Source organism: Paenibacillus sp. J22FR5 (assembly GCF_059691975.1).
Genome location: NZ_JCAUAN010000005.1, coordinates 134,665 through 157,113, shown reverse-complemented (window position 1 = coordinate 157,113; position 22,449 = coordinate 134,665). Strand labels below are relative to the sequence as shown.

Below are 22,449 nucleotides of genomic sequence, written 5' to 3'. Positions count from 1 at the left end.
TTGAATCTCATTTTCAAACTCTTACTTCTTAGGAGGAGTAGAAAGATGAAGAATTTGCATGCGAGGAACGTTGAAGGTTTAAGAAATCATGCAGTTAAAAAGAAAGAAGAGTGTAAAAAGCGGTTCGATAAGGCTATCAGAATTCTTTTAAATCAAAACAGTCCTATCAACTTCAATACTGTTTCTAAAGAAGGAGATCTATCTCCAGCATGGCTTTATAAGAATGTTGATGCAAGAGAGCGTATTGAACATCTGAGAAGTCAGCAAATTATTAATAAAAAGAGAATAACTAAGACTATAACAGACTCTTCAAAAGATAGTCTCATTTCTACTCTTAAGAATCGAGTTAAAGAACAAGATAAAGAAATTAAACAGCAAAAGCAGCAGATAGAAGTGTTGTATTCGCAATTACTTCTTTCAAAAAAAGATTGATTTTGAAAAGAGCTTGGGGAATTTTTCTTTTTAACTTCTAAATCTTTTTGTCGCGCTCTCGCCCGCATTCACAAAATTGCTTCCTTCATATCCCACCTCATAGTGACACCATGCTCTTGCTCACTGGAAGTTGTCAGGATCCGATCGGGAATTTCATCCTAAAGATAACGCCCATGCTGGGCGTACTGAAAAAAAACACTAGCCAAAATGGCTAGTGTTTTAATTTTCTACTATAGAGATTAGGTCGTTGGAAAGTGATCTTGAGCTGGTTAATCCTTTTAAATATTTTAAATGACCATTTGTCGACCAATCAATTCTATCTAATTTTTTTATTGCTCTAATAATTCCTTCATAATTGAAATTGCGCTTCTCTTCTCCTACACACCTTTGAAGTATGATGCTGCCAGTCATAGATAAAGCATCAAGACAAACTATATGTGTAATACGATGTCCACTATAGTCAAGCCATTCATGAGGATAACTATCTTTTATTGCTGTATAAAATATTAAAGCTATTTTTAACTTTTCCTCTTTGTTAAAAACAGATAGCTTTGGGTTCTTAAAAAGGAAATATAGCGTACGATAAAGATTTTGCAGTGTTATGTGACGTCCTTTGACTCGTTTTCCAATAATACTACTTATATTATGAAAAGGGCTTTCTTTACGTAAAAGTAACTCAGTGGCAATCCAACTTAACTCGTCAGAATCTCGTCTTAAATACTTACTTAACGAAGGGCCAATTCCCTTTGCTTTGGTATTAATTGTGTCAAAGAGCTTAATCTCTTCATCTTCATCTAAACAATGAAATGCAAGAAAAGGAATATTTATCTCAGAATTTGTTTCTTGAATGTAACGTTTAATTCCCCCCAATCGATGCTGACCATCCATTAATGAGGCCTTTCCCTTACATAATAATCTCCCGAAATTTGATCTATGTTTATCATAAGCCACGTACTCCCAATTTGAGCAAGCATTAAGAAGAATAGGAGTAAAGAGTGCATCCTCACCTTTGGATAAATATACAGCAAAATCATGACATCTTTTTGGATCCACTGGTCTTTGATATCCTTTACCCGAAGGATCATCGTAAGGTTTTACAAAAGTAAGGTTTAGCGCTAACGAAGCTGGAAGCTGGCTTTGATAGACCACCTTACCTCGCATTTTAGTTTGTAACACGTTTTCAATCACCATTTGACTCGCTAAAACCTGCATTATTATGTTCACCCCAAGATATTAAATCAATTCAAAAATAATAATAGTACTTATAAGTTCTTTTTACAATGGAATATATAGTATGTTGATCTTTCAGTAATCATTTGACTTGTCTAATCTGATCTCAGGTGGTGGTCAAATGGTAGACTTAAAAAAAATTGTCGGTGCACGTATTCGACAATTACGGAAACAAAAAGGTATGACTCAAGAGCTCTTAGGCGAACGGTCTCAATTACAAAGTTCTTATATCGGTGGAGTTGAACGAGGGGATCGAAATATTTCTCTTGAAACACTTGATAAAATCATTACTGCTCTAGAGATGTCACCCACAACTTTTTTTCATTTTACTGAAATCCCTGTTAGTCGTACTAATAATTCAGAATTAATCGCTGAAGTATTACTTTCAAAACTACTTACTAAAAATACCCAGGAACTTAAAACCTACATGAAAATTTTTGATGAGATTTCATCAATATCTCAGAAATAAACAAAAATATAATTTGAGTTGAAATAATATCCATTAAATTGTTAAGAATGTTACTATAACAACAATTTAATGGGGGGATTACAATTGGATTTTGTACCAATAATCCCATTTGAGCCAATTAGTACTGATAGATTGCCTTCTGGCGATCATTTTACTAGCCAAATCAAATGGGATGGGGTGAGAATGCTACTATACTTTGATGGAAGCATAACCAAACTAATAAATCGAAGAAGCAATGATAGAACAATGCAATATCCTGAATTAACCCATCCACAGGTTTTCTGCTCAGCTAATTCTGTAATATTAGATGGTGAGATTATTGCACTTTCTCAAGGAAAACCCTCTTTTTATGAGATTATGAGACGTGACAGCGCTAGAAAATCAAGCACAGTAACTAAAGTAATGCAGCAAGTTCCAATAACATATATGATATTTGATATACTTTACTTTGATGGAAATTGGCTTACACACTTAAGTCTTAAAGAAAGACAAGCAATACTAGAAAAAATCATTATGCCTAATGAACAAGTTCAATTAGTTACTAACCATATGGATATTGAAACTCTCTTTAAAGTAGTGGTACAGCATGAACTAGAAGGTATATTAATAAAGGACCTGAACAGTAGCTACTTAATAAATGGTAAGGACAAGCGCTGGCTTAAGAAAAAGATTTTTAAAGACATATTTGCAGTTATAGGTGGAGTTACTTACAGGGATAAAATAGTGAACTCACTTTTATTAGGATTGTATGATGATCAGGATCAACTATGGTACATTGGTCATGCAGGCACTGGTAAACTCACATTAAAAGATTGGCAGAACGTAACTGAAAAAGTTCAAGATATAGAAACGATAGAACGTCCTTTTATTAACGAACCCGAAAGAGCGAGAGAAGCAGTATGGATAGAACCCCTTTTAGTTGTTAAAGTAACTTTTTTAGAATGGACCCCAAACAAGACTCTAAGACACCCAAGTATTCAATCTTTTATGAATATGGATTCAAAAGATTGTAACTTAAATCAGAATTAGTTGAATAGAACCTTATTGGTGTATTCAAAAAAATGCAGACTAGGAAATAGCGGATTCTGCATTTAATGTTTTGGCGTACCTCCTGTAAGATAGGTTAAAATGAAGGGCGTTTTAGAAATTGTGGATTTACATCTAGAAGATAGGGATTGTGCCTAGTCTGCAGTCAACGTAGAAGGGCTCCAAGTCTCACTATAAAGATTTTTCAGAGATGATAAGACCAACTTCCCAACATGCTATTAATCACGTTGTAGAAGCTTATAGAGACTGCAAAAAAGGTGGGTACATTTGCGGTGGTTGAAAAGGTCGCATTGGCGGTTTGGCCATTGGTATGTTCCTATCGACACTTTTGCAAAGTACTTTATTGCCAAATTACAGATGAACTTAAGTGGCAGATAAATAAACAAGTAAAGGTTGAGGTGGAAAATATTGTCGAAAAGTTATTAGACTCCATTCAATTCAAACTACACGCTGCAAAATATCACCATGACAGAGCTCAATTCAGTTTGTACAACCCCGATCAGTTTAATGATCTGGACGAACAGTTACTAACTTTGACGTGTGAAGTAATAGCTATGATGTTAACATTACAATCATCAATCGAATTGACAAGAAATTTTGCTCAAGTTAGTACCAATGACCGCCATATTAAGAAACAAAGTAATGATTTATATAACTCATCTGAGTACGTCCGAGATTTTTGTAATTTCACAAAGCACCATAATATTATACAAACTGAGCAGACTCACTCTTTATACAGTGGTGACGGTTTTGCTTCATCAACTACAGTAAATAACAGTTATTTTGTTATCCGTGAATTTGTATACTTATATCAAAAAATATCAAGGACACACTCAAAACAAACTATCGATCCTTATTTTTTCGATAACCATTACAAGTTGATAATAGAGTTAATTCGTGAAATCATAAACTAGATGCCCGTTAGCGTAGAATGCTGCCGATGTATATTGTGATAGTTTTAGCTTAATCACCCTAGCAGTTTTCATCTAGGTACTTACTAACTTAACGTTCATCATCTAATATCCTCCATACAGATAAGAATATATTCATGCTTTCATTAATTTTCTAACAACATATCGGGCATCGTCCCCGACTCCACGTAGTGTTGCAGAGGCAAACGATCTTTGCCCAGAAAGTCCAACAAAATATAACCCATCCGTAACATTACTCACTCCAACCTTATGTCTTGGAAATCCACGATCATCTAAAGCATTCAATTCCGATAAAAAAGATAAATTTGGCCTAAACCCAGTAGCAAAAATGATCGCATCAACGCGCTCTCTCTCCCCATCCCCCCAAACAACACCATCCTCGTACATCGAAGTAAACATTGGTCTTTGATTTGGCTTTCCACTCTCTAATAGTTGTTTAAACCCTGCCGAATCAATAACAGTAGTTGGCTCCGGTACTGGACGGCCAAACAAAGGAAAAGGGAATTTATCTAACCCGGTAGCAATTAACCAAAAGTGCAGATCGCGCCCAAACTTGACCTGAGGTAGGAGTTTAACCGGTGTTCGAACCGCTAGGGTCGTAGTGGATACCTCAGCGACTTCAACACCTATTTGAACTGCTGAGTTCCCACTCCCGACAACAATCACACGTTGACCTTGATAAGGCTTGGTATTTCGATACGCAGATGAATGAATACCTTCACCTCGAAACTCTGCTAATCCAGGAATATCAGGTATATAGGGTCTGTGAAATGAGCCTGTTGCACTTATAACAGATCCAGCTTCAAGAACCTCTCCACTTGTTGTGGTAACTTGAAACCTCCCATTAAATTTCTCTACTTTTTCAACACGTGTGTTTGTCTTCACCGACATATTATACTTAGATGCATATTCTAGAAGGTATGAAATCACTTCATCCCGTGAGGGATAACGATCGCCCCCACCTGGGAATGGGAAACCTGGCAAAGAAGAGTACTTAGCGGGTGAGAACAGCTTTAGGCTATTGTAATAATGTGGCCATGATCCAACTGCTTCAGGACCGGCTTCTAAAATGAGAAATGACAGTCCATATTTTTTAAGGTAATATCCCGCAGCAAGTCCAGCTTGCCCTCCACCGATTACAATGGTTTTATACATAATTATCTCACAACCTTACTCTTCATTTTTTTAATACATGCTCCTTATAACAACTTTTCCATCGCCATAACATCAACATATTTCCCATCTAAAACGCCCTGATTCTGAAAAATGCCAACTTCACGATATCCCGATTTACGGTAAAGCCCTTGACCTAATTCGTTAAAAGGGAATGTAAAAAGTACAAACTTATAAAACTCATTTTCTTTACCCACACGTTCTAGCTCTTTCAAAAGGCTACTCCCAATCCCTTTACCGCGGTATTCACGGTCAATATAGATGGATATATCTCCAACTCCGTTATAGGCGCAACGTGTGCTGTATGGGTTTATCGAAGCCCAGCCGACAACTTGCTCATTTTCTTCTGCAATCAAAACAGTATATCTGCCTGCGTGAGTTTGAAACCAACTTTGCATATAACGAAAGTTCTTTGTTTCCTCCTCTAAGGTTGCGATTCTATCCTCAATTCCTTGGTTGTAGATATCAAGAATCGCGTTAATGTCGCTTATTTTTGCATTTCGAATGATCATGCGAACACCTCATTAAATGAATTTTATAATAGTTGATATTTGCAACTAATACCCTAAAAAGAACTCCTCACCTAAGAGGAGAATTGAAACTATCCAAATCATTAAACTCATTATGAAATAATTGATTTTTGCAACTATCACCTAAAATAATCTCCTCTTTTAAGAGGAGGAGCAACAATTTTCATTTTGATTCATAGCCTGACTCAAAAGGCCTAAACTTTCGACAACTTGATCCCGCTTATTTTCCGGTATGAGTTGTAAAATCCCTTGAACATAATTCTCCATTGTTTTGGATATAGCTTGATGCTGTTCTTCCCCTTTTGAGGTTAAAGAAAGTACCACATAACGCCGATCTTTAGAATCAGGAGTCCTTCGTACCATTTCCAACTCGACCAATTGCTGAATTTGCCTGCTAATTGTACTTGTATCGGTGAAGAGATTTTGGGCCAAATCATTTAGAGCAATATTAGGGTGCTTCATTAGCTCGTAAATGATATGACTTTGTATGACCGAAATACCGCAACATTGTGCGCCATCTTTCTGAAGCAGTCCGAATCTCCGAACAAGTAACTGCAGCACTTCTCTCACATCTGGGAATTGTGGATTATTATTCATATTAAATCACCTAACTATTTTATAACACACATTAATTGATAAATGCAACTATTGATTAACGGTGGTATCCTTCCTCATTCCTACATTACCTTTCATAAACCAAATGATACCTAGCAGCAATAGAAGCGTTGCAGAAAGCCAATAAGTCATACTTAAACCAATGAAATGCTCAGATAAATAACCAAACAACGGCCCCATTGATGCTCCCACATCGGATACGACTACATAGATGGTCATTATAAATGTTCGAGCAGTTCCGATTGCAATATCCGAAACCATTGCATCCATAATTGTAGATAATAAAGTTGTAACTATGAGCAGTGCTAGTAGATCAAGTAACCAAAGGCCAAAAGGAATCTCAAAATTTGTCATAGCCATAAATATCGCAGCCAAAGCAAGTGAGCCGATAAGAAACGGTCTGCGTCCCCACTTGCAGTCAGATAGCCGACCAAACCAAGGAGACATAAATGAGCCCAACGCCCATCGTACGGCCTGTAGAGCGCCGGCTAGGGTGGCAGCTCCAATAACTATTTCATAAAATATAAACGACGTCTTGTGGTGAATATCAATCAGGTGACTTAACGTTGCAGTGAGCATGCCGTCAAGACACATGCCAACTAGAAACACAGAAATTAAAGTCCCTTGCAATGCTGGAAGTTTTATAAGTACCCTCTTTTGGAGTGGAACATCTTCGGATTTAATTTGTTTTTTCGCCTTGGGAATAAACCTGTAAACAGCAGGAAGTACTAGGAATGCCAGAATACCAAAAGTTGTAGCAACAGCCCGTAATCCAAACAATTCTACACAGATACTACCAGCAAGCATACCCACTAAACTGCCTATTCGGTAAAGCCCATTGTAAGTCCCCATGAAGTAACCTCTGTTTTGGTCATCCGATAGTTCGAGGATCATGAAGTAAGAGCCCAAACGAAATAACGACCAAGCTACACCCCAAATACACCGCAGAATAAGCCAACTATAAAAACCATCTACCCATCCGTAAAGTAATGTAGTCATTCCTGCTATGAATACGGCCAAAAACACACCATTTCTGATGCTGATTTTTTTGTACAACCATCCAATCAAGGGGCCGAGCGGTAATCTCACAAAACGATTTGCCGAGAGTAAAATCCCAACTTCAATGAGGGACGTTAGTCCCACATCGTTCCAATGAATCGGTAATACAACGTATAGCATCGAATCACCAAATAGTGAGACAGCTGTGATAAGTGCCAAAAAAATAATAGGTTTGAGATCTGCACTTTCTTTTGTCTGCTCTCTGATCAACGAACTTCTCCTTTCAAAATAAAAAGCGGCATTGCCCTTAAGACAACGCCCATGTAATCTAGCTGCAGCATGAAGATGTCGATGCCACCGGTTTGGTAATTGGTGAACACAAGAACTTACTTCATCAGATTTTACTACCATTGTTTCACTTTTTTCAGGTTCACAGCACGAGCTACTTTTGATACTACATACCCCAGTTTCAGGCAGTTCAAGTTCAACCCTCTCAGCTGCATCACGATCGCCAACTAAAGCTGTAACAACGGATCTCACTTGTTCATACCCTGTCGCCATCAAGAAAGTCGGTGCTCTACCGTAGCTCTTCGATCCAACAATATAAAAGTCCTTCTCTGGTTGTCTTAGCTCATTTTCCCCGTGTGGTCTAACCGTACCGCAGCTATGAACATTCGGATCTATTAGAGGCGCTAACTCCAAAACGCTTTCCAGGCCTGGATCTGCTATCACTCTAACTTCTCTTAAGAAGGAAAAATCAGGACGGGAACCTGTATTCGAAACGATCTCATCAATCGCATCAATATGGGCCAATTCGCTGTTTAAAGAACCAATAATCCGAATTTTTTCCCCGTCCTTTTTTAATTCTTGAATATGAAATGGCGTCATCACTTTAACTTTACCTGATTCAACTAGCTTCTGAATACGCGTTCCGAGTTCTCCTCTCGCAGCTAGCTGATCTTGATCCCGCCCCCCGTAAACATCCTCTAGTCTAGATTTTCTTAGTACCCAGACAATTTCAGTCTCCTGTAGCTGCCCCTTAAGCTCTCCGAGTTCCAAAAGTGTATTGATCGCGGAATGACCGCTACCAACAACAAGAACTTTCTTTCCACTATAGCGATTTTTATGCTTACCTAGAACATCAGGTATACCATAAAATACTTGTTTACTTAAATACTGTTCCTCAGTTGTCCATACACCTTCAGAAATGAGTGGATTCGGATTTGTCCAAGTACCCGAAGCATCAATGATAGCTTTAGCCTCAACCACGAGGCGCTCTCCATTTCTCTTTGCATGTAAGACAAACGGAAGATCGTCGCGGCCATGCGTTTTTACCTTGTTCAAACCTTTGCGGCTCACAGCGGTCACTTCCGTGTTCAGGTTTATGAAAGGTTTGATTTCAGGTAACTCGGCGAAAGGCTTAAAATAGTTCTCAACCATCTCTAATCCAGTAGGGATTTCCGAATCATTCGGTGCTATCCAACCATGTGAAGTAAGCAGCTGCCGCGCTGCTTTATCTATATTGTATTCCCATTGAGAAAAGAGACGTACATGAGCCCATTTAAGGACACTGGCCCCCACCGAATTCCCTGCATCAAACAATACAAAAGATTCTCCTCGTGTAACTAAATGTGCCGCTGCGGCAAGGCCAACAGGACCAGCACCTATGATCGCTACAGGTAATTTCGCTTTAGATAGAACTATATTTTTACTCATTGAAGATACCTCCATAAAATAGATTTCTTTATCATCCATTTAAGACGTAAGCTATTTTCGAAAGACGCAAACTTACTCACTCTTAAGAGCAAGCACATGCACAGCAAGCAGTTTGATTTTTGTTAATCCGGAATAACCTTACGAACTTTTTGAGACTAAAGTTTATTTGTTTTTGTCCCTGGCCTTGAGCTGCTTTCCCTATGATTACTTGTTTACCTTGCTTTTCTACGTACATCAGTTGGGGATTGATATCATGAAATAACATGTAAAACCACTCCTTAATCAAAATATATTGATATATACATCAAAAAAATTGATGTAATTTTTAAAAAAATTTAAGAGCGACTCGGTCTAAAAATGCAGCATAGCTCTTCTGATAGCAATCCGTTCACTGCAGAAGTATTGATTTCGTAATAGCTCCAGGTGCCAATCATTTCTTTTGTAATTAGATTGGCGTCTAAAAGGATCTTCAAGTGATAAGATAACTTGGATTGAGCCATTTCCACGATATCGCATAGGTCGCAAACGCAAGTTTTTCCCCGCTGTGTTAACTCATACATTATTTGCAGTCTCTTGTGATCCGCCAAGGCTTTAAACTTTGCCTCATACGTTTCAAAAAAAGAATCGTCCGGTGCAGTAGTTATCTTTACTTCATGTATTGGGATTATGGTTTTCATTGTTTTCACCCGGTTCATTAATCAATTTTTTTTGATGAACAAATATTCGTTGAAACCTTTTCGTAGCCTACTACCACCAGATTAAGAGTTGGAAGTACGATAGGGGTCTCGTAATATAATTTTAGACTGACCCCAATAAAAGAACGAACCAGCGGCATGGCTAGGATGCTAATATAAAGTCCTAGACTGCATAGGCAGACTCCAAAGTGTGAGCTATGAAACCTTTCATACCGAAAAACAAAGATAGTCCATACGGTTACAGGAAACAACGAAGCGTCGTTGATTCAGAAGAAATCCAGCAAAGTACCTTAGAGAGAGAGAATAAGCACTGTGCGTTAATTGGTCAGTCGTAGTTTTTTAAATTGTGAATTTATCGTTAGCCACATCGTGGTCGGGACATTATATTGAATAAATTAAGTTCAACTAGTAAATACTCCCATAAAGAACTTAGAATCACTCTGGAGGAACTGTAATGTTAATGAAATCGGATACAATTGATCCTTCAGTTGCTCGGAATGTGACCAATCTTCGGCAATTATTTTCGGATAACGAACTAATTAGCTTCCATAATTTCATTAACGTCGAGGGCCAACGATTCGGATCAGTTGCCTATTTAAGCGTTCTAGTCGATGAACAAAGATTACACCAATTTATTGTCCCGAAAATTCATGAAGATCTTCACCTGCATACGAAACGCGCGGACGAAACAATTTTTGAGTCAATAAGCTCGTTGGGATTGGTGTCCACTTTGCCAAGTATGAGTTCGGTATCAGATTTTATTTCTGGTGCGGGCATCGTTTTGTTTATTGAGGGGCGATCCGAAGCGTATGGGATATCTTTACCAGGCTATGCGAAGCGTGCGATTGAGGAGCCTATACAGGAGCCGAACGTGCGTGGGCCTCGAGAAGGGTTCATCGAAGATCTTCAGGTTAACTTGGGATTGATTTATCGCCGGCTGAAGACCACGAAGCTAAAATCGAAATCTTATATCATTGGTCGACAAAGTCAGACCAATGTCATGATTTTATATCTCGAGGATCAAGTGGACTCAACCGTATTGAGTGAAGTTGAGCGAAGAATAGAATCCATCCGTCTTAACGTAGTCGTGGATAACGCTCAAATCGAAGAGTGGATTCAGGACAGCCCTTATTCCCCATTTTCTCAAATACAGAATACGGAGCGACCTGACCGGGTCGTTACCGCTATGAATCAGGGAAAAGTTGCGATCTTGACAGATGGGAGCCCGAATGCGCTGCTGGCGCCTGCGTTATTTACCGACTTTCTGCATCCAAGTGAGGATCTCTACGAAAAGTTTTATTTTGCTAATTTCTTGCGCATATTACGGTTTTTCACGCTATTTGTTTCCTTATTTGGCCCCTCTTTATATATTGCACTTACAACATTTCATTTAGAAATGATTCCGACGCCGTTGATGCAAGCTTTCCTCTCAACCAAAGCCGGCATACCAGTACCTACTTTTCTGGAAGCATTCATTATGGAGGTCGCCTTTGAAGTGCTACGAGAAGCCAGCGTGCGGCTCCCTCGTTCCGTGGGGCAATCCGTAAGTATCGTAGGGGCACTCATTATAGGGGAAGCCGCAGTACAATCTGGAATCGTGTCCAGACCGATGGTTATTGTGGTAGCCATGACGGGAATCGCATCATTTACAATACCCTCGTTTAATACGGCAATTTCGTTGCGAATGCTTCGCTTCCCGCTCATTTTTTTCGCTGCTTGGACTGGCGTTTTAGGACTTGCCCTCGGTATGTTTATCATTATCCTGCATTTATGCTCTTTGAGATCATTCGGCAAGCTTTACTTACCCACGTTTGATACCAAACACTGGAAAGATATAACCGAACATTATGTTCTTCTCCCGATTAAACACAGAAGAGTCTCGAAGAAAGATACATTAATTACATGGATGGAAGGGCAGGAACATGAAGAACATTAAAATGCATTTAGTGTGGAGCATGCTTTTGTGTCTTATTACAGGCTGCTCACCTGATGTTCGTGAAATTAGTGATATAGCGCTCGTAATGATAACGGGTATTGACTATGATGAGCAGAAAAACAAATATATTCTCACCATGTATTGCATCCAATCAACGACTAAAAACACGAATAAGACGGATAATGCGGAATGGATTGCAAGCGCATCGGGAGATTCCATCATGGACGCCGCTCGAAATTTGGGAGGACGTTCCGGGAAAATCTTGATTGGGGAGCATGATAAATTTTTTTTAATTGGGGAGAGTGCTGCCCGTCACTCTTTTTATGAAATAGTGGATTATTTAACCCGCTCGCGTGAAGTTCGAATGTCCAGCTACGTGATTATTAGCGAGGGAATGGCGGCGGACAAAATGATGCTCAAATCCGAAACCGGCGATCTGGTTTCAAACGAATTTCTCGGGAAAATCCTGAATGAAAATGTATGGGGTAAAAGCGTATCGTTAAAGCTTAAAGACATAGCCAATTGTTATAATGATTCTTACAGGGGCTTTGTAACAAGCAGGTTAAGCACTTCCAAGCCGATAAAGAGTACCCGTGAAACTCTCATCCTCAGCGGGGGATCCGTTTTTAACAAGGGAAAATTGGTAGGTTGGTTGAAGGGCAAAGACGTCCTTTCGCTTCAAATACTTACGAGGAAAAAAGAATCAAAAAATCTTGAATTCCCTGAAATCGTGTCGTTTAACTCATCTAAAGTTACGCTGCTTCTAAACGTAACCAAAAAAACGATTCATTCTAGCCATTCTGACGGAAAGCCCATGTTGGAGATTGATATTTATTTAAGAGGAACCATGGTCAATATGAACCGATCGTTGCCAGTTACCGTTCCAATGACACTAAGACAATTAGAAAGAGCTGCCGCCGAGCATATTGAGGATAATGTAAATGAAAGTCTAGCGTATTTCCAGCGCGAGTTGAAGGTTGATGTTGTCGGCTTTTCCGATTACTTTAGGCAGTATGACCCTAAAGAGTGGAAATCAATAAAAAATGAATGGAAAAACTTATATCCCTCGATTCCAATTAAAGTAAATGTTGTTGTAAATATCTTCACACTTGGAATGAGTGAAACTTTAGGAGGGAAATGAAATGCTTATCCCTACAATTTGCGTTTTTTACATTTGTTACGAAATAATGATAATGATACAACTTTGGAAACAACGAAAGCGACGCGAAGCCGTCGTTCTTTCGGTCCTTTCTGCTTGTATCATCTGTTGGTTTATTCCTGTCATCGGAGATATAATGCCAACGTCGGAATCCATCAATACATTTGTTTTCGAATCACTTTCTGAGTATCTACAAGAATTTATGAATGTCAATTCGGAGGTTCATTCATCGTGAATCAAGAAAAAATATCACATTTCCAGCTAGGATGCCTCTGTTTTACGTTTATTTCAGGATTTTCGACTTTATATTTATTAGAAGCGAAATTGATCTTGCAGGATGTCTGGATCGCTAATCTTTCTGCCATGATCGCCGTTATCTTCGTATTGTGGATGACAACCTATGTACAAAAAAACTTTAAGAATTTAAACATGGTCGATATTATCGAAATCTTGCTTGGGAAGTGGCTGGGTAAACTCGTGCTTTCAGTCATCTTACTGAACATTATTGGTTTGGGGGTATTATCCCTTAGATCTCTTTCGTTTTTTTATACAACTGCTATTCTCCCAAAAACGTCCCCCACCTTAATCATACTTATGATAATAATCGCAACCACCTATGCAGTTTCACTCGGCCTCGGATCAATCGTTCGGTCCCTCCTCGTGATTCTCCCGTTTTTTTTAGCTTCAATATTGATAATCTGCGTATTAATCATCCCTAATGTGGACATCAATCCGTTACTTCCGCAATTCCAAAGCCACTTTTCAGATATGCTTTACGGATCATTGATATCCTTTGGATTTCCCTTCGGAAAAACGGCCGTATTGATTTTTCTCTTCTCAGAAGTTAAGAACCAAAATAAAATATTCGTAAGCTGTAGTGTCGGAGTGGTGCTTTCTTGCGTGTATCTGCTTGTGTCGACGTATTTATCCTTGGGTACTTTAGGCTTTAATCTGTTCAAAATATCCTATTTTCCTTTTTTTCAATCCATTCAATTGGTCAAGTTCGGAGAATACCTGGAACGAATTGAGATTATCATTATCAGCATTTGGACCATTTTGACACTTTTTGAGATCATTATTGTTCAATATGTTGTTGTAAAAATATTGAGCAAAATATTCGGGTTAAAGGATACGAAATCCTTCATTTTACCTGTAGGGGCTTTACTTTTTGCTATAACCATGAAAAGTTTTCTGCACCTGACAGATTTGATTGCATACGACACTGATATCCTTCCATTCTCAATTATTTTGCCGGTCATTAGCGTTACCCTGCTATTAGTGATCCTAACCTGGGTGAGCAAGCACAAGTCGAGACCGACCTGACATAGTACAAGCGAGTGCGTCAGGATCATTCGAGAGTTGAAGGTGCTCCATGTGATCTTCTACGATTTTTTTCAAGTAATTTAGATTTCTTTTACCTTTGGGTATTCGCGGAGGATTTCTTCTTTTTCAACGGCTTCAATTACTTTTTGACAATAGTCCCATTCATCCGCTAATTCGTTAGTAGTTGTTTTTGGTGGGAACTTTTCTTTCATGTTTTCATCGATCTGGTAAACAGATTTTCGTAAAAGTTTGGATTTCTCCATCAATATCTTTCTTTGTGATTGCTGATTGAATAGTGATTTCGTGTGGGTAGCATTGTTGAACCCTTGTACGAGCTTGCCGATACCCTTCATATTATAAGCAAGATTTCATAACCGGCGAGGAAGCTAAAAAACAATACAGTTTAAAGGTTGATCTCCCCTAGCGCGTTGCACTATTGTAAGCTTTCGCTTAGCATACGTTTTTCGCGTTTTGTTGGCGGTACCCCTGGATTAACTATGGTTATTTAGTCATCATTGATGTTGCAACCAGAGTCGTAATTGGACATCACTTTTACAATCAAAACATTTAGACGAGATATGGTTATCTTACAGGCATTTCTAAAAAACGCTACAATTCCAATCCACGAACAGATACTCTGTTCAAGGGTTGTTTTTTGCTTCCCGCGATTTGTTGCATTGATTTCTCTGTTCTTTTACAAATTCTTAACTTTATTAACATAATCAAATAATTATATAATAATAAACAAATGGAAGGGGTTGATTATCGTGAAGAAACCTGTACGTATTTACTTCTTGTGCATTCAAAACCGCTGTAGAAGTCAAATTGCTGAAGCATTCGCCAAACATTACGGTAAAGAGAATGTCATTGCTGAAAGTGCTGGACTTGAAGCGAGTGAAATACATCCCCTGACTATAGCAGTTATGAAAGAAGTCGGCATTGATATCTCAGATCATGCTTCCAAAAAGATTGATATGAAGACCTTTTTAGACTCCAATGTCATTGTTAAATTGTGCGAGAATTTAATTGAACGTTGTCCTGTTGTTCCTTTTGGGATCACGAATGTACAATGGAATATCCTAGATCCTTTAGTACATAGTGATGGAGACAATGAGGAACTGCGCAAAACAAGGGATGAAATTGAGAAAAAAGTTATCGATCTGCTAAAAGGCATGAATGTAACATTGTAAGGAGGCTAATGATGATTGAAATTGAAAATATGGTCGATACTTTAAAATTAGTTGGTGATAAATGTAGACTATCTATCCTTCTATTGCTACAAGAAAGAGACCTATGTGTATGCGAATTTGTAGAAATATTGCAGACCAGCCAGCCAAATATTAGCCAGCATATGCGCAAATTAAAAGATGGCGGTCTCGTTAAAGAAACAAAAAAAGGTCAGTGGGTGTATTATTCACTTGCTACCCAGGATAAGCCTTTCCTAACTGACTTATTCAAGTACCTCCCTTCCCAAAAAGATAAAGTGGAGAAGCTAACTTGTGAAGATTCAAACTGCTGTGATTAAGGGGATAATTGAATGTTAAAAAAGAAGTTGATTGCTGAGTTTATTGGTACTTATTTTTTAGTTTTTGCAGGTCCAGGAGCAATGGTTATTGACGATATCACGAAAAGCATCTCCCATGTTGGTGTCGCAATTACCTTTGGACTTGTCGTTATGGCTCTGATTTATACGTTTGGACATATTTCAGGCGCTCATTTTAATCCTGCTGTCACTATTGGCTTTTTGGTTAGAGGAGATATCTCTTTGCGAGACAGCATCTATTATATTGTCACACAATTTGCAGGGGCTCTTTTTGCGAGTTTTACAACGTTGCTTCTTTTTGGCAATGTCGCCAACTTGGGGGCAACTCTTCCCAGCTTTTCGGAAGGGCAATCCTTCATTCTGGAATTCATTTTAACCTTTGTTCTAATGATGGTTATTTTGGGTTCTGCTGTACATGGTAAAGCGATTAAAGAATTTGCTGGTGTTGCTATTGGAGGTACCGTTGGTCTAATGGCTATGTTTGCAGGTCCGATTTGCGGAGCTTCCATGAACCCAGCACGTTCCCTTGGACCTGCTATAGTTTCAGGTGCAACACAACACTTATGGTTATACCTAGTTGCAACAGTTCTTGGAGCTGTCTTTGCTTCACTAGTTTATAAAACAATACAGGAATAAGGAGATGTTCGAAGATGGACAAAAAATTAGTATATTTTCTTTGCACAGGTAACTCTTGCCGAAGCCAAATCGCAGACGGATATTTAAAAGCACTAGGTAGTGACAAATATGAAGTTAAAAGTGCAGGACTAGAAGCACACGGTTTGAATCCACGTGCTGTTGCAACAATGAAAGAAGCAGGAATCGATATCTCGAACAATACATCTGACGTGATTGACACTGAGATTTTAGGCCGCGCTGATTACATTATTACTTTGTGTGGTCATGCTGACGAACACTGCCCAGTTGTACGTAACGATAAGGCTGAAAGATGGCATTGGGGCTTTGATGACCCTGCAAAAGCAACCGGAACAGAAGAAGAAATTACAGCTAAATTCAGTGAAGTGCGTGATTCCATTAAGAGCCGAATTGAGCAATTCTTGAAGGAAGGCAAGTAATATGATCAAAAGAATGCACGTTGCAGTTAACTGTACAGACCTTCAAAAGTCGCTCGATTTTTATCGTGCTTTCTTTGGTGCGGAGCCTTCTAAAGTAAAAGACAATTATGCTAAATTCGAGTTAGACGATCCATCCCTTCACTTCTCTTTAAATGTACGCCCTTTTGAGAAAAAAGGCGTCCTCAATCATCTGGGATTTCAAGTGGATAACACCGAAGAGGTTCTGGCTATGGGTGAGCGTTTAAGACAAAGCGGGCTTCTTCTCATCGATGAAATGAATACGACTTGCTGTTATGCAGTTCAAGATAAAGTATGGGTTTATGACCCAGATGGAAACGCATGGGAAATATTCTACACAAAAGAAGATTCTGAATTTGAATCTGCAGGAGATTTGCAGGATATGTCATTATGTTGCGCTCCACCTTCCGCGCCATCCACACCTGTAACGATTGAATTCACATCTTTTAAGAAAAAATAAGGAGTTCATTATGCAAAAAAACTATCAAGCTTTAGTTGAAGATAAAATTTATTTTGGCGGAGCTTCTGACGTCGAGGATATGGTTAAAAATGAAGGCGTTGAAGTAATTGTGGATTTGCGTGGAGAAGCTACTGAGTGTGCCTATCCTGCAGGTAACGTAGAATGGCTCCAAGTCCCCCTTGGAGATAATGCAGAAGGACCACAGGACCAACTATTCCAACAAGCTATTAATCACGTTGTAGAGGCTTATAGAGGCGGTAAGAAGGTTGGGTTCCATTGTGGTGGTGGAAAAGGTCGCACTGGCGCTGTGGCCATTGGCACGTTGTTAGCCTTAGGTAAAAGCCAAACCATCGAAGAAGCTGAGAGATTGGCGAAAAGCATTCGGCCTGTTGTTAGTATTAAGCAACCTCAGCGTGAGGCATTGGAGAAATTATTTAGCAAGTGATCTAAATTAATTTCGGCTCCCTGGCAAATATTTTTGCTAGCGGGGCCTATATTATTTTAAAGGACATAAAAATTTCTCGAAAATTGCATCCATTTGCAAATTCGTACGTCTCTGTAATAAAACTATTCTGGAGGGAAGAGTATGAACACCGAGGAAGTGTGGAGATCATTTTATAGCCCTTTGCGGAATTTCATTATTAAACGGGTAAAAAGTGAGCATGATGCTGACGACATTCTACAGAATGTTTTTATGAAAATACACGCTAACTTAGATACATTAAAAGATGATCAGAAACTGCAATCTTGGATATATCAAATTACTCGAAATAGCATCATTGATTATTACAGAAGAGAGCAATTCCAACTGAAGGTTGAATTACCAACAGATTTACCTTTAGAGGAAACTGAAGATCTAAATGAGGCTATTAAGGAAATAGCCTCTTGTATCAGACCAATGGTTCAGCAACTCTCCGATAATTATAAGCATGCTCTTGAACTAACCGAAGGTATTTCTTTTTCTGGAGCAAAATCTAGAGTGCAGCGTGGCCGGGAGAAGCTAAAAGAGCTTTTGCTTAATTGTTGTAATTTTGAATTTGACCGGCTAGGTAATATCATTGATTACACTTCTCGAAGTAATAACAAACCAAGCTGTAGCACATCGGATTGTTGTTAATTAGATGAAAGCATATTGCGTCCTTACGTATTATCGTGCGTCTACAGATATGTAACACACTTTAATCATTAGGGAGGAAAAGAATATGAGTAAAGAAATAAAAAAGGACGAACTAAGCGATTTTAAGAATGAAAACTGTTGTGGGGGACCTGCACCAACTGAGACAAGCGCTTGTTGTTCAGATGATGCAAAAGCAAAGGCCGCTGGGCAGGATGGTTGTGGTTGTGATTCGAATTCAGTTGCAACAAAGACTGTTTCAAGTTCCTGTTGCTAGTAATTGCTGTAGGAACTAGAACTGGCTAAAATATACACGTGGCACCCACCTCAAAACAAGTAAAAAACATTGGAGATTGAAAACAAAAAATTACGAAAGCAACTAAAAAGGAGTAGTGCCTAAGTTTATACAAAATCATAGTCTACTCACCATATTAACCGGTACAGTATAGGGATTTAAATAGAAATGGAGGATTCACATGAGGAATAAGATAGCTTCGAAACAACTCGGTGATGGCATAGAAGAAATGGACGCGACGATTGAACGATTACGAGACGAAATCCGGCGGCTCCAGGAGCAACGGGACGCTCTCGAGCAAGGAAATCTGACTCTTTATGAGGAGCTCACTGAGCAAGACTTCTAATAGACCAATAGACAGTGGGTTGCTTCCAAGTCGATAAAGCTGATACGGCTCCGTTAATTGGCTTATGCTCGTTCATGATTTAAAACAAAATAAAACAAAAATATCCCCCACGAGCTAATACGGCCAGTGGGGGATTTTCACAGTTCATGCTTCTTTGCTCATTTACCTTCCAAAGATTGGTTCAATCGTATTTGGAAAGTTTTTAGAAAAAAAACACCTTGACTGAGGTGAGAATTAAAGCAAGTGTTGCAATTACAGTTGTTATCCAGTATCTTGTATCACCTTTTTTTGAGTCAATTTTATCATTAATATTTTTTAGCTTATCTTCAATTAATGAAAACTTGCTATCGATTTTGTCTGAAAGCCCATTAAGTTTAGAATCAACAGTTCCATTAACCCTTTCTGTCAGTACATCCAATTTCGAGCTTATTTGGCTAACTTTTTCGTTCAACGAAGAAAGGCTGTTCTTAATCTCTTTTATATCTTCCATATTCTCACCTTCCATAAATGATTCCCATCCTGCTGACAATTGATGGAACACTTCTAAAGTCCTTTTTATTTCTTCGATATCACGACTTAAGTCTTTAAACTCACCAATTTGATCAGTTAATGGCGGTAATTGATTATAATAGTCCGTGTAAGAATATAAGGAGTCTCGTTGGGTAATTGTATAAGATAAATTATCAACAACATTCGAAATAACTCGTTTTTTTTGGGAAGTGCCCGAGTAATAATCTTCTAATCTATTTTTGGGAAGAGTATTTGGGGTATTTGGATTATTGGTCATAAATTATTTACCCTCAATATCGCCTGATAAATCATGCATCTTTTTGATTATATCTGTAAAGTCGATTTTAATTTCTGCTGCATTTGGAAGCTTGTCTCGATTTTTCTTCTGTAAGATGCCTAACAATTGATTCATTATATATACAACTGTTTGTTCATTAAGCAGAAAATCAAAATAATCACCATCTGCCCTTGTTACCCTAATGATATCAGACTCGGGTGTGTAGGTTGAAGTAAGCAAGATAAATTTTTCTAGATATAGGGGGCTGGTTTCCAATAATGAAAGTCTGTTCGCGTCGTGTTTGTATAATTGGATTAGTGATCCAAAAAAAACACTATTATTAAAATTACATTCATCCATTACTTCATAACCCAATTCAGGCACATTTAACAATAAAAATATAGCCGAACCTACAAATTCTCCGTATAAATGATCTAATGAATTGTATAATTCAGAGTAACTTCCATTACTTTTAAAGTGTGTGTCCAATAATTTCGTTATCACAAACTTATTATATTGGTCGCGTTCTATGGCGCTGTCAAGTAAACTCAATCCTTGGATCATTCTGCCTTTTTGCACCGTTCGTATCCCCCTACAATTATTATCCATATTATAACAGGGGGATTAGGACAAGGATAGATTTATTTCGAGCTATTTGTTCCTTCCATACGACTTTAAATTCCCACACAAGCTTCCGCCATTTACCCAATCTATTCGAGCGTAGACAGCTTTCAATACCCCCATTATTTCTGCTATTTTAGCCGATAATAACCCAATAATTATAGACCAACCGAGGATGAACTCGATTCGGATTTTATTTTTAATGAACTTGTTCCATTACAGAGTTAAGATAAAGAGTTATCTTTTTTACAATAAATATATCTACTATAAATATATCTACTATAAATATATATAATCAAAGTAAACACTATGTAAAATCTAATGTTTTTAATTATTACTCTTGATAATATGCTTGCAATCCAATCGGTAGCGGTTGGAATTGTTTCCGTTGAGATCGGCTCAAAAGGAAATACCGGCTTAAGCTCCATTCACCCTGATTCTCCCTCATAATTTTCTTCTGATCTGAGATGTGTATCCTCCCTCAATTGTCGCTTGCTATCTAGTCTTGCCATTCTGAAATGACTACAAACTTTCAGCTAGTCAATCCCTTCCTATAATTTTTATCTATACATACCTCCATAAATTTGAGATATTAACATCGGATTTATATGTTTGCTATCAGGAGGATCACATGATTTATTTAGCTATTATCATCTTTTTACTTACGATTACCTTTATCATTTGGCAGCCAAAAGGCTTGAGTATAGGCTGGTCTGCATTGGCGGGAGCCTTGCTCGCCCTCATCTTCCAAGTCGTATCACTGCAGGATGTCGCCACTGTAACAGGAATCGTGTGGAACGCAACGCTCGCTTTTGTGGGCATCATCTTAATCTCGATTATTTTAGATGGCATTGGCTTCTTCGAATGGTCCGCTCTCCATATGGCACGCCTCGCCAAAGGCAATGGCAAGCTCATGTTCATCTACGTGATCCTGCTCGGCGCCGCGGTTTCAGCCTTTTTTGCCAACGATGGCGCGGCCTTGATTCTGACACCCATCGTGCTGGCTATGGTCAGAGCCATGAAGCTACCGGATCACACCATTCTCCCGTTCATTATGGCGAGTGGCTTTATCGCGGATACGACTTCACTTCCTTTTGTTATTAGCAACTTGGTGAATATTTTATCTGCCGATTTCTTCGGGATTGATTTTGTCACCTATGCAAGCCGCATGTTCGTGACGAGTCTATTCTCGTTAGGAGCGAGCTTGCTTGTTCTCTACCTTTTTTATCGCAAACAAATTCCTAAGAATTATGATATGGCTGAGTTGAGACGCCCATCTGACGCGATTAGGGATCTGGGGCTGTTTCGACTATCCTGGTGGATTCTAGGCATCCTTTTGGTCGCTTATATGTGCAGTGGTTTTATCAAAATTCCAGTATCCATACTTGTTGGGACCGCAGCAATAGGCTTCGTACTTACTGCCCGTTCGAGTGCTGTGATCGATACGAAGAAAATTGTGAAGGAAGCGCCATGGGCTGTTGTTATTTTCTCGATTGGCATGTACGTGGTTGTCTATGGATTGAAAAATGCCGGACTGACCGATGCACTCGGGGATCTCATTGAATTTATTTCTGGTAAAGGCCTGCTTGCCGCAACTATTGGCATGGGTTTTCTAGCTGCGATTTTGTCCTCAATCATGAATAACTTGCCAACGGTATTGATCGACTCACTTGCGATTCAGGGAACACAAACAGAGGGCATCCTGAGAGAGGCCCTCATTTATGCAAATGTTATTGGTACTGATTTAGGTCCTAAAATGACACCTATCGGCTCATTAGCAACGCTGATTTGGCTTCATGTGCTCGCCAAAAAAGGTGTGAAAATCACTTGGGGCGGCTACATGAAAGCAGGCGTTATCCTGACAATTCCAACCTTGCTTATCACGTTAATTGGCCTTTATTTGTGGTTGCATGTGGTCGCTTGATACGCGGCACAA

25 protein-coding genes and 1 pseudogene are annotated in these 22,449 nt (G+C 38.8%); 17 read left to right on the top strand and 9 right to left on the bottom strand.

Features of this window, described 5'->3' with window-relative positions; all coding sequences use genetic code 11:
* Window positions 1-45 precede the first annotated feature (45 nt).
* The gene (locus tag AC58P7_RS10095; protein WP_497342342.1) at window positions 46-432 is read left to right on the top strand and encodes a DUF6262 family protein; all 387 of its coding nucleotides are present in this window, start codon (window positions 46-48) and stop codon (window positions 430-432) included.
* 219 nt (window positions 433-651) lie between these two features.
* On the opposite strand, the gene AC58P7_RS10090 is transcribed toward AC58P7_RS10095, so the two are convergent.
* Window positions 652-1,644 (bottom strand): DGQHR domain-containing protein, encoded by a 993-nt coding sequence (locus AC58P7_RS10090; protein ID WP_497342340.1) that lies wholly within the window; start codon window positions 1,642-1,644, stop codon window positions 652-654.
* A 139-nt stretch (window positions 1,645-1,783) separates the two neighbouring features.
* Here AC58P7_RS10090 and AC58P7_RS10085 point away from each other — a divergent pair, with 139 nt between their 5' ends.
* From AC58P7_RS10085 to AC58P7_RS10075, 3 genes are all read left to right on the top strand, one after another.
* A complete protein-coding gene (locus AC58P7_RS10085; RefSeq protein WP_497342338.1) occupies window positions 1,784-2,131 on the top strand; it encodes a helix-turn-helix domain-containing protein in 348 nt (115 codons plus the stop codon).
* Window positions 2,132-2,215: 84 nt separating this feature from the next.
* Window positions 2,216-3,160 carry an ATP-dependent DNA ligase gene (locus tag AC58P7_RS10080; RefSeq protein ID WP_497342336.1) on the top strand — a complete coding sequence of 315 codons (945 nt, stop codon included), beginning with the start codon at window positions 2,216-2,218 and terminating at the stop codon, window positions 3,158-3,160.
* Between the two features lie 275 nt (window positions 3,161-3,435).
* A complete protein-coding gene (locus AC58P7_RS10075) occupies window positions 3,436-4,092 on the top strand; it encodes a hypothetical protein (RefSeq protein ID WP_497342334.1) in 657 nt (218 codons plus the stop codon).
* A 132-nt stretch (window positions 4,093-4,224) separates the two neighbouring features.
* Here the strand turns inward: AC58P7_RS10075 and AC58P7_RS10070 are convergent, their stop codons facing one another.
* The 5 genes from AC58P7_RS10070 to AC58P7_RS10050 form a co-directional block, all read right to left on the bottom strand.
* Window positions 4,225-5,265, bottom strand: a complete 1,041-nt coding sequence (locus AC58P7_RS10070) for a flavin-containing monooxygenase (RefSeq protein ID WP_497342333.1) — start codon at window positions 5,263-5,265, stop codon at window positions 4,225-4,227.
* A 44-nt stretch (window positions 5,266-5,309) separates the two neighbouring features.
* Complete coding sequence (locus tag AC58P7_RS10065) at window positions 5,310-5,795, bottom strand: arsinothricin resistance N-acetyltransferase ArsN1 family A (RefSeq protein ID WP_497342331.1); 486 nt, start codon at window positions 5,793-5,795, stop codon at window positions 5,310-5,312.
* Between the two features lie 159 nt (window positions 5,796-5,954).
* Entirely contained in the window at window positions 5,955-6,410 is a 456-nt protein-coding gene (locus tag AC58P7_RS10060) for a MarR family winged helix-turn-helix transcriptional regulator (protein ID WP_497342329.1), read from the bottom strand.
* 48 nt (window positions 6,411-6,458) lie between these two features.
* The gene (locus tag AC58P7_RS10055) at window positions 6,459-9,143 is read right to left on the bottom strand and encodes an MFS transporter (protein ID WP_497342327.1); all 2,685 of its coding nucleotides are present in this window, start codon (window positions 9,141-9,143) and stop codon (window positions 6,459-6,461) included.
* A gap of 335 nt (window positions 9,144-9,478) precedes the next feature.
* Window positions 9,479-9,820 (bottom strand): ArsR/SmtB family transcription factor, encoded by a 342-nt coding sequence (locus AC58P7_RS10050; protein WP_497342325.1) that lies wholly within the window; start codon window positions 9,818-9,820, stop codon window positions 9,479-9,481.
* Window positions 9,821-10,292: 472 nt separating this feature from the next.
* Between AC58P7_RS10050 and AC58P7_RS10045 the strand changes: the two genes are divergently transcribed.
* The 3 genes from AC58P7_RS10045 to AC58P7_RS10035 all read left to right on the top strand — a co-directional run bounded on the left by AC58P7_RS10045 (window position 10,293) and on the right by AC58P7_RS10035 (window position 14,256).
* Complete coding sequence (locus tag AC58P7_RS10045; protein WP_497342323.1) at window positions 10,293-11,774, top strand: spore germination protein; 1,482 nt, start codon at window positions 10,293-10,295, stop codon at window positions 11,772-11,774.
* Window positions 11,761-12,915 carry a Ger(x)C family spore germination protein gene (locus AC58P7_RS10040; protein WP_497342321.1) on the top strand — a complete coding sequence of 385 codons (1,155 nt, stop codon included), beginning with the start codon at window positions 11,761-11,763 and terminating at the stop codon, window positions 12,913-12,915. Before AC58P7_RS10045 ends, AC58P7_RS10040 begins: the two co-directional genes overlap by 14 nt.
* A gap of 249 nt (window positions 12,916-13,164) precedes the next feature.
* Window positions 13,165-14,256: a GerAB/ArcD/ProY family transporter gene (locus AC58P7_RS10035; RefSeq protein ID WP_497342319.1), complete on the top strand. Its 1,092-nt coding sequence runs from the start codon at window positions 13,165-13,167 to the stop codon at window positions 14,254-14,256.
* 15 nt (window positions 14,257-14,271) lie between these two features.
* Here AC58P7_RS10035 and AC58P7_RS10030 read toward each other — a convergent pair.
* Window positions 14,272-14,573, bottom strand: a pseudogene (locus AC58P7_RS10030) (IS5/IS1182 family transposase); the annotation flags it as partial.
* A gap of 450 nt (window positions 14,574-15,023) precedes the next feature.
* Here AC58P7_RS10030 and AC58P7_RS10025 point away from each other — a divergent pair.
* The 9 genes from AC58P7_RS10025 (at window position 15,024) to AC58P7_RS09985 (ending at window position 19,105) form a co-directional block, all read left to right on the top strand.
* Window positions 15,024-15,446 carry an arsenate reductase ArsC gene (locus AC58P7_RS10025; protein WP_497342317.1) on the top strand — a complete coding sequence of 141 codons (423 nt, stop codon included), beginning with the start codon at window positions 15,024-15,026 and terminating at the stop codon, window positions 15,444-15,446.
* A gap of 11 nt (window positions 15,447-15,457) precedes the next feature.
* Window positions 15,458-15,781, top strand: coding sequence for an ArsR/SmtB family transcription factor (locus AC58P7_RS10020; protein WP_057304224.1), 324 nt, complete (start codon window positions 15,458-15,460; stop codon window positions 15,779-15,781).
* 12 nt (window positions 15,782-15,793) lie between these two features.
* Window positions 15,794-16,435, top strand: coding sequence for an MIP/aquaporin family protein (locus AC58P7_RS10015; RefSeq protein ID WP_497342314.1), 642 nt, complete (start codon window positions 15,794-15,796; stop codon window positions 16,433-16,435).
* Window positions 16,436-16,449: 14 nt separating this feature from the next.
* A complete protein-coding gene (gene arsC / locus AC58P7_RS10010) occupies window positions 16,450-16,872 on the top strand; it encodes an arsenate reductase (thioredoxin) (protein WP_497342312.1) in 423 nt (140 codons plus the stop codon).
* Between the two features lies 1 nt (window position 16,873).
* Window positions 16,874-17,350 carry an ArsI/CadI family heavy metal resistance metalloenzyme gene (locus AC58P7_RS10005; RefSeq protein ID WP_057304221.1) on the top strand — a complete coding sequence of 159 codons (477 nt, stop codon included), beginning with the start codon at window positions 16,874-16,876 and terminating at the stop codon, window positions 17,348-17,350.
* A gap of 10 nt (window positions 17,351-17,360) precedes the next feature.
* Window positions 17,361-17,795 (top strand): protein-tyrosine phosphatase family protein, encoded by a 435-nt coding sequence (locus AC58P7_RS10000; protein ID WP_497342310.1) that lies wholly within the window; start codon window positions 17,361-17,363, stop codon window positions 17,793-17,795.
* A gap of 141 nt (window positions 17,796-17,936) precedes the next feature.
* On the top strand, window positions 17,937-18,467 hold the full coding sequence (sigZ, locus tag AC58P7_RS09995) for an RNA polymerase sigma factor SigZ (protein WP_497342308.1): 531 nt from the start codon (window positions 17,937-17,939) through the stop codon (window positions 18,465-18,467).
* An 85-nt stretch (window positions 18,468-18,552) separates the two neighbouring features.
* A complete protein-coding gene (locus AC58P7_RS09990) occupies window positions 18,553-18,741 on the top strand; it encodes a hypothetical protein (protein ID WP_497342306.1) in 189 nt (62 codons plus the stop codon).
* Window positions 18,742-18,940: 199 nt separating this feature from the next.
* On the top strand, window positions 18,941-19,105 hold the full coding sequence (locus tag AC58P7_RS09985) for a hypothetical protein (RefSeq protein WP_497342304.1): 165 nt from the start codon (window positions 18,941-18,943) through the stop codon (window positions 19,103-19,105).
* Window positions 19,106-19,307: 202 nt separating this feature from the next.
* On the opposite strand, the gene AC58P7_RS09980 is transcribed toward AC58P7_RS09985, so the two are convergent.
* On the bottom strand, window positions 19,308-19,892 hold the full coding sequence (locus AC58P7_RS09980; protein ID WP_497342302.1) for a hypothetical protein: 585 nt from the start codon (window positions 19,890-19,892) through the stop codon (window positions 19,308-19,310).
* A 3-nt stretch (window positions 19,893-19,895) separates the two neighbouring features.
* Window positions 19,896-20,471: a hypothetical protein gene (locus tag AC58P7_RS09975; RefSeq protein ID WP_497342300.1), complete on the bottom strand. Its 576-nt coding sequence runs from the start codon at window positions 20,469-20,471 to the stop codon at window positions 19,896-19,898.
* A gap of 673 nt (window positions 20,472-21,144) precedes the next feature.
* On the opposite strand from AC58P7_RS09975, the gene AC58P7_RS09970 reads away from it, so the two are divergent.
* Window positions 21,145-22,437: an arsenic transporter gene (locus AC58P7_RS09970; RefSeq protein WP_497342298.1), complete on the top strand. Its 1,293-nt coding sequence runs from the start codon at window positions 21,145-21,147 to the stop codon at window positions 22,435-22,437.
* Window positions 22,438-22,449: the final 12 nt, after the last annotated feature.

Bases quoted from the DNA above. Each gene is read 5' to 3' on its own strand.
- AC58P7_RS10000 (WP_497342310.1), top strand. From the start codon at position 17,361: ATGCAAAAAAACTATCAAGCTTTAGTTGAAGATAAAATTTATTTTGGC.
- AC58P7_RS09980 (WP_497342302.1), bottom strand. From the start codon at position 19,892: ATGACCAATAATCCAAATACCCCAAATACTCTTCCCAAAAATAGATTA.
- AC58P7_RS10045 (WP_497342323.1), top strand. From the start codon at position 10,293: ATGTTAATGAAATCGGATACAATTGATCCTTCAGTTGCTCGGAATGTG.
- AC58P7_RS10050 (WP_497342325.1), bottom strand. From the start codon at position 9,820: ATGAAAACCATAATCCCAATACATGAAGTAAAGATAACTACTGCACCG.
- AC58P7_RS10095 (WP_497342342.1), top strand. From the start codon at position 46: ATGAAGAATTTGCATGCGAGGAACGTTGAAGGTTTAAGAAATCATGCA.
- AC58P7_RS10020 (WP_057304224.1), top strand. From the start codon at position 15,458: ATGATTGAAATTGAAAATATGGTCGATACTTTAAAATTAGTTGGTGAT.
- AC58P7_RS10085 (WP_497342338.1), top strand. From the start codon at position 1,784: ATGGTAGACTTAAAAAAAATTGTCGGTGCACGTATTCGACAATTACGG.
- AC58P7_RS09990 (WP_497342306.1), top strand. From the start codon at position 18,553: ATGAGTAAAGAAATAAAAAAGGACGAACTAAGCGATTTTAAGAATGAA.
- AC58P7_RS09985 (WP_497342304.1), top strand. From the start codon at position 18,941: ATGAGGAATAAGATAGCTTCGAAACAACTCGGTGATGGCATAGAAGAA.
- AC58P7_RS10015 (WP_497342314.1), top strand. From the start codon at position 15,794: ATGTTAAAAAAGAAGTTGATTGCTGAGTTTATTGGTACTTATTTTTTA.
- arsC (WP_497342312.1), top strand. From the start codon at position 16,450: ATGGACAAAAAATTAGTATATTTTCTTTGCACAGGTAACTCTTGCCGA.
- AC58P7_RS09970 (WP_497342298.1), top strand. From the start codon at position 21,145: ATGATTTATTTAGCTATTATCATCTTTTTACTTACGATTACCTTTATC.
- AC58P7_RS10005 (WP_057304221.1), top strand. From the start codon at position 16,874: ATGATCAAAAGAATGCACGTTGCAGTTAACTGTACAGACCTTCAAAAG.
- AC58P7_RS10070 (WP_497342333.1), bottom strand. From the start codon at position 5,265: ATGTATAAAACCATTGTAATCGGTGGAGGGCAAGCTGGACTTGCTGCG.
- AC58P7_RS10065 (WP_497342331.1), bottom strand. From the start codon at position 5,795: ATGATCATTCGAAATGCAAAAATAAGCGACATTAACGCGATTCTTGAT.
- AC58P7_RS10040 (WP_497342321.1), top strand. From the start codon at position 11,761: ATGAAGAACATTAAAATGCATTTAGTGTGGAGCATGCTTTTGTGTCTT.
- AC58P7_RS10090 (WP_497342340.1), bottom strand. From the start codon at position 1,644: ATGCAGGTTTTAGCGAGTCAAATGGTGATTGAAAACGTGTTACAAACT.
- AC58P7_RS10060 (WP_497342329.1), bottom strand. From the start codon at position 6,410: ATGAATAATAATCCACAATTCCCAGATGTGAGAGAAGTGCTGCAGTTA.
- AC58P7_RS10055 (WP_497342327.1), bottom strand. From the start codon at position 9,143: ATGAGTAAAAATATAGTTCTATCTAAAGCGAAATTACCTGTAGCGATC.
- sigZ (WP_497342308.1), top strand. From the start codon at position 17,937: ATGAACACCGAGGAAGTGTGGAGATCATTTTATAGCCCTTTGCGGAAT.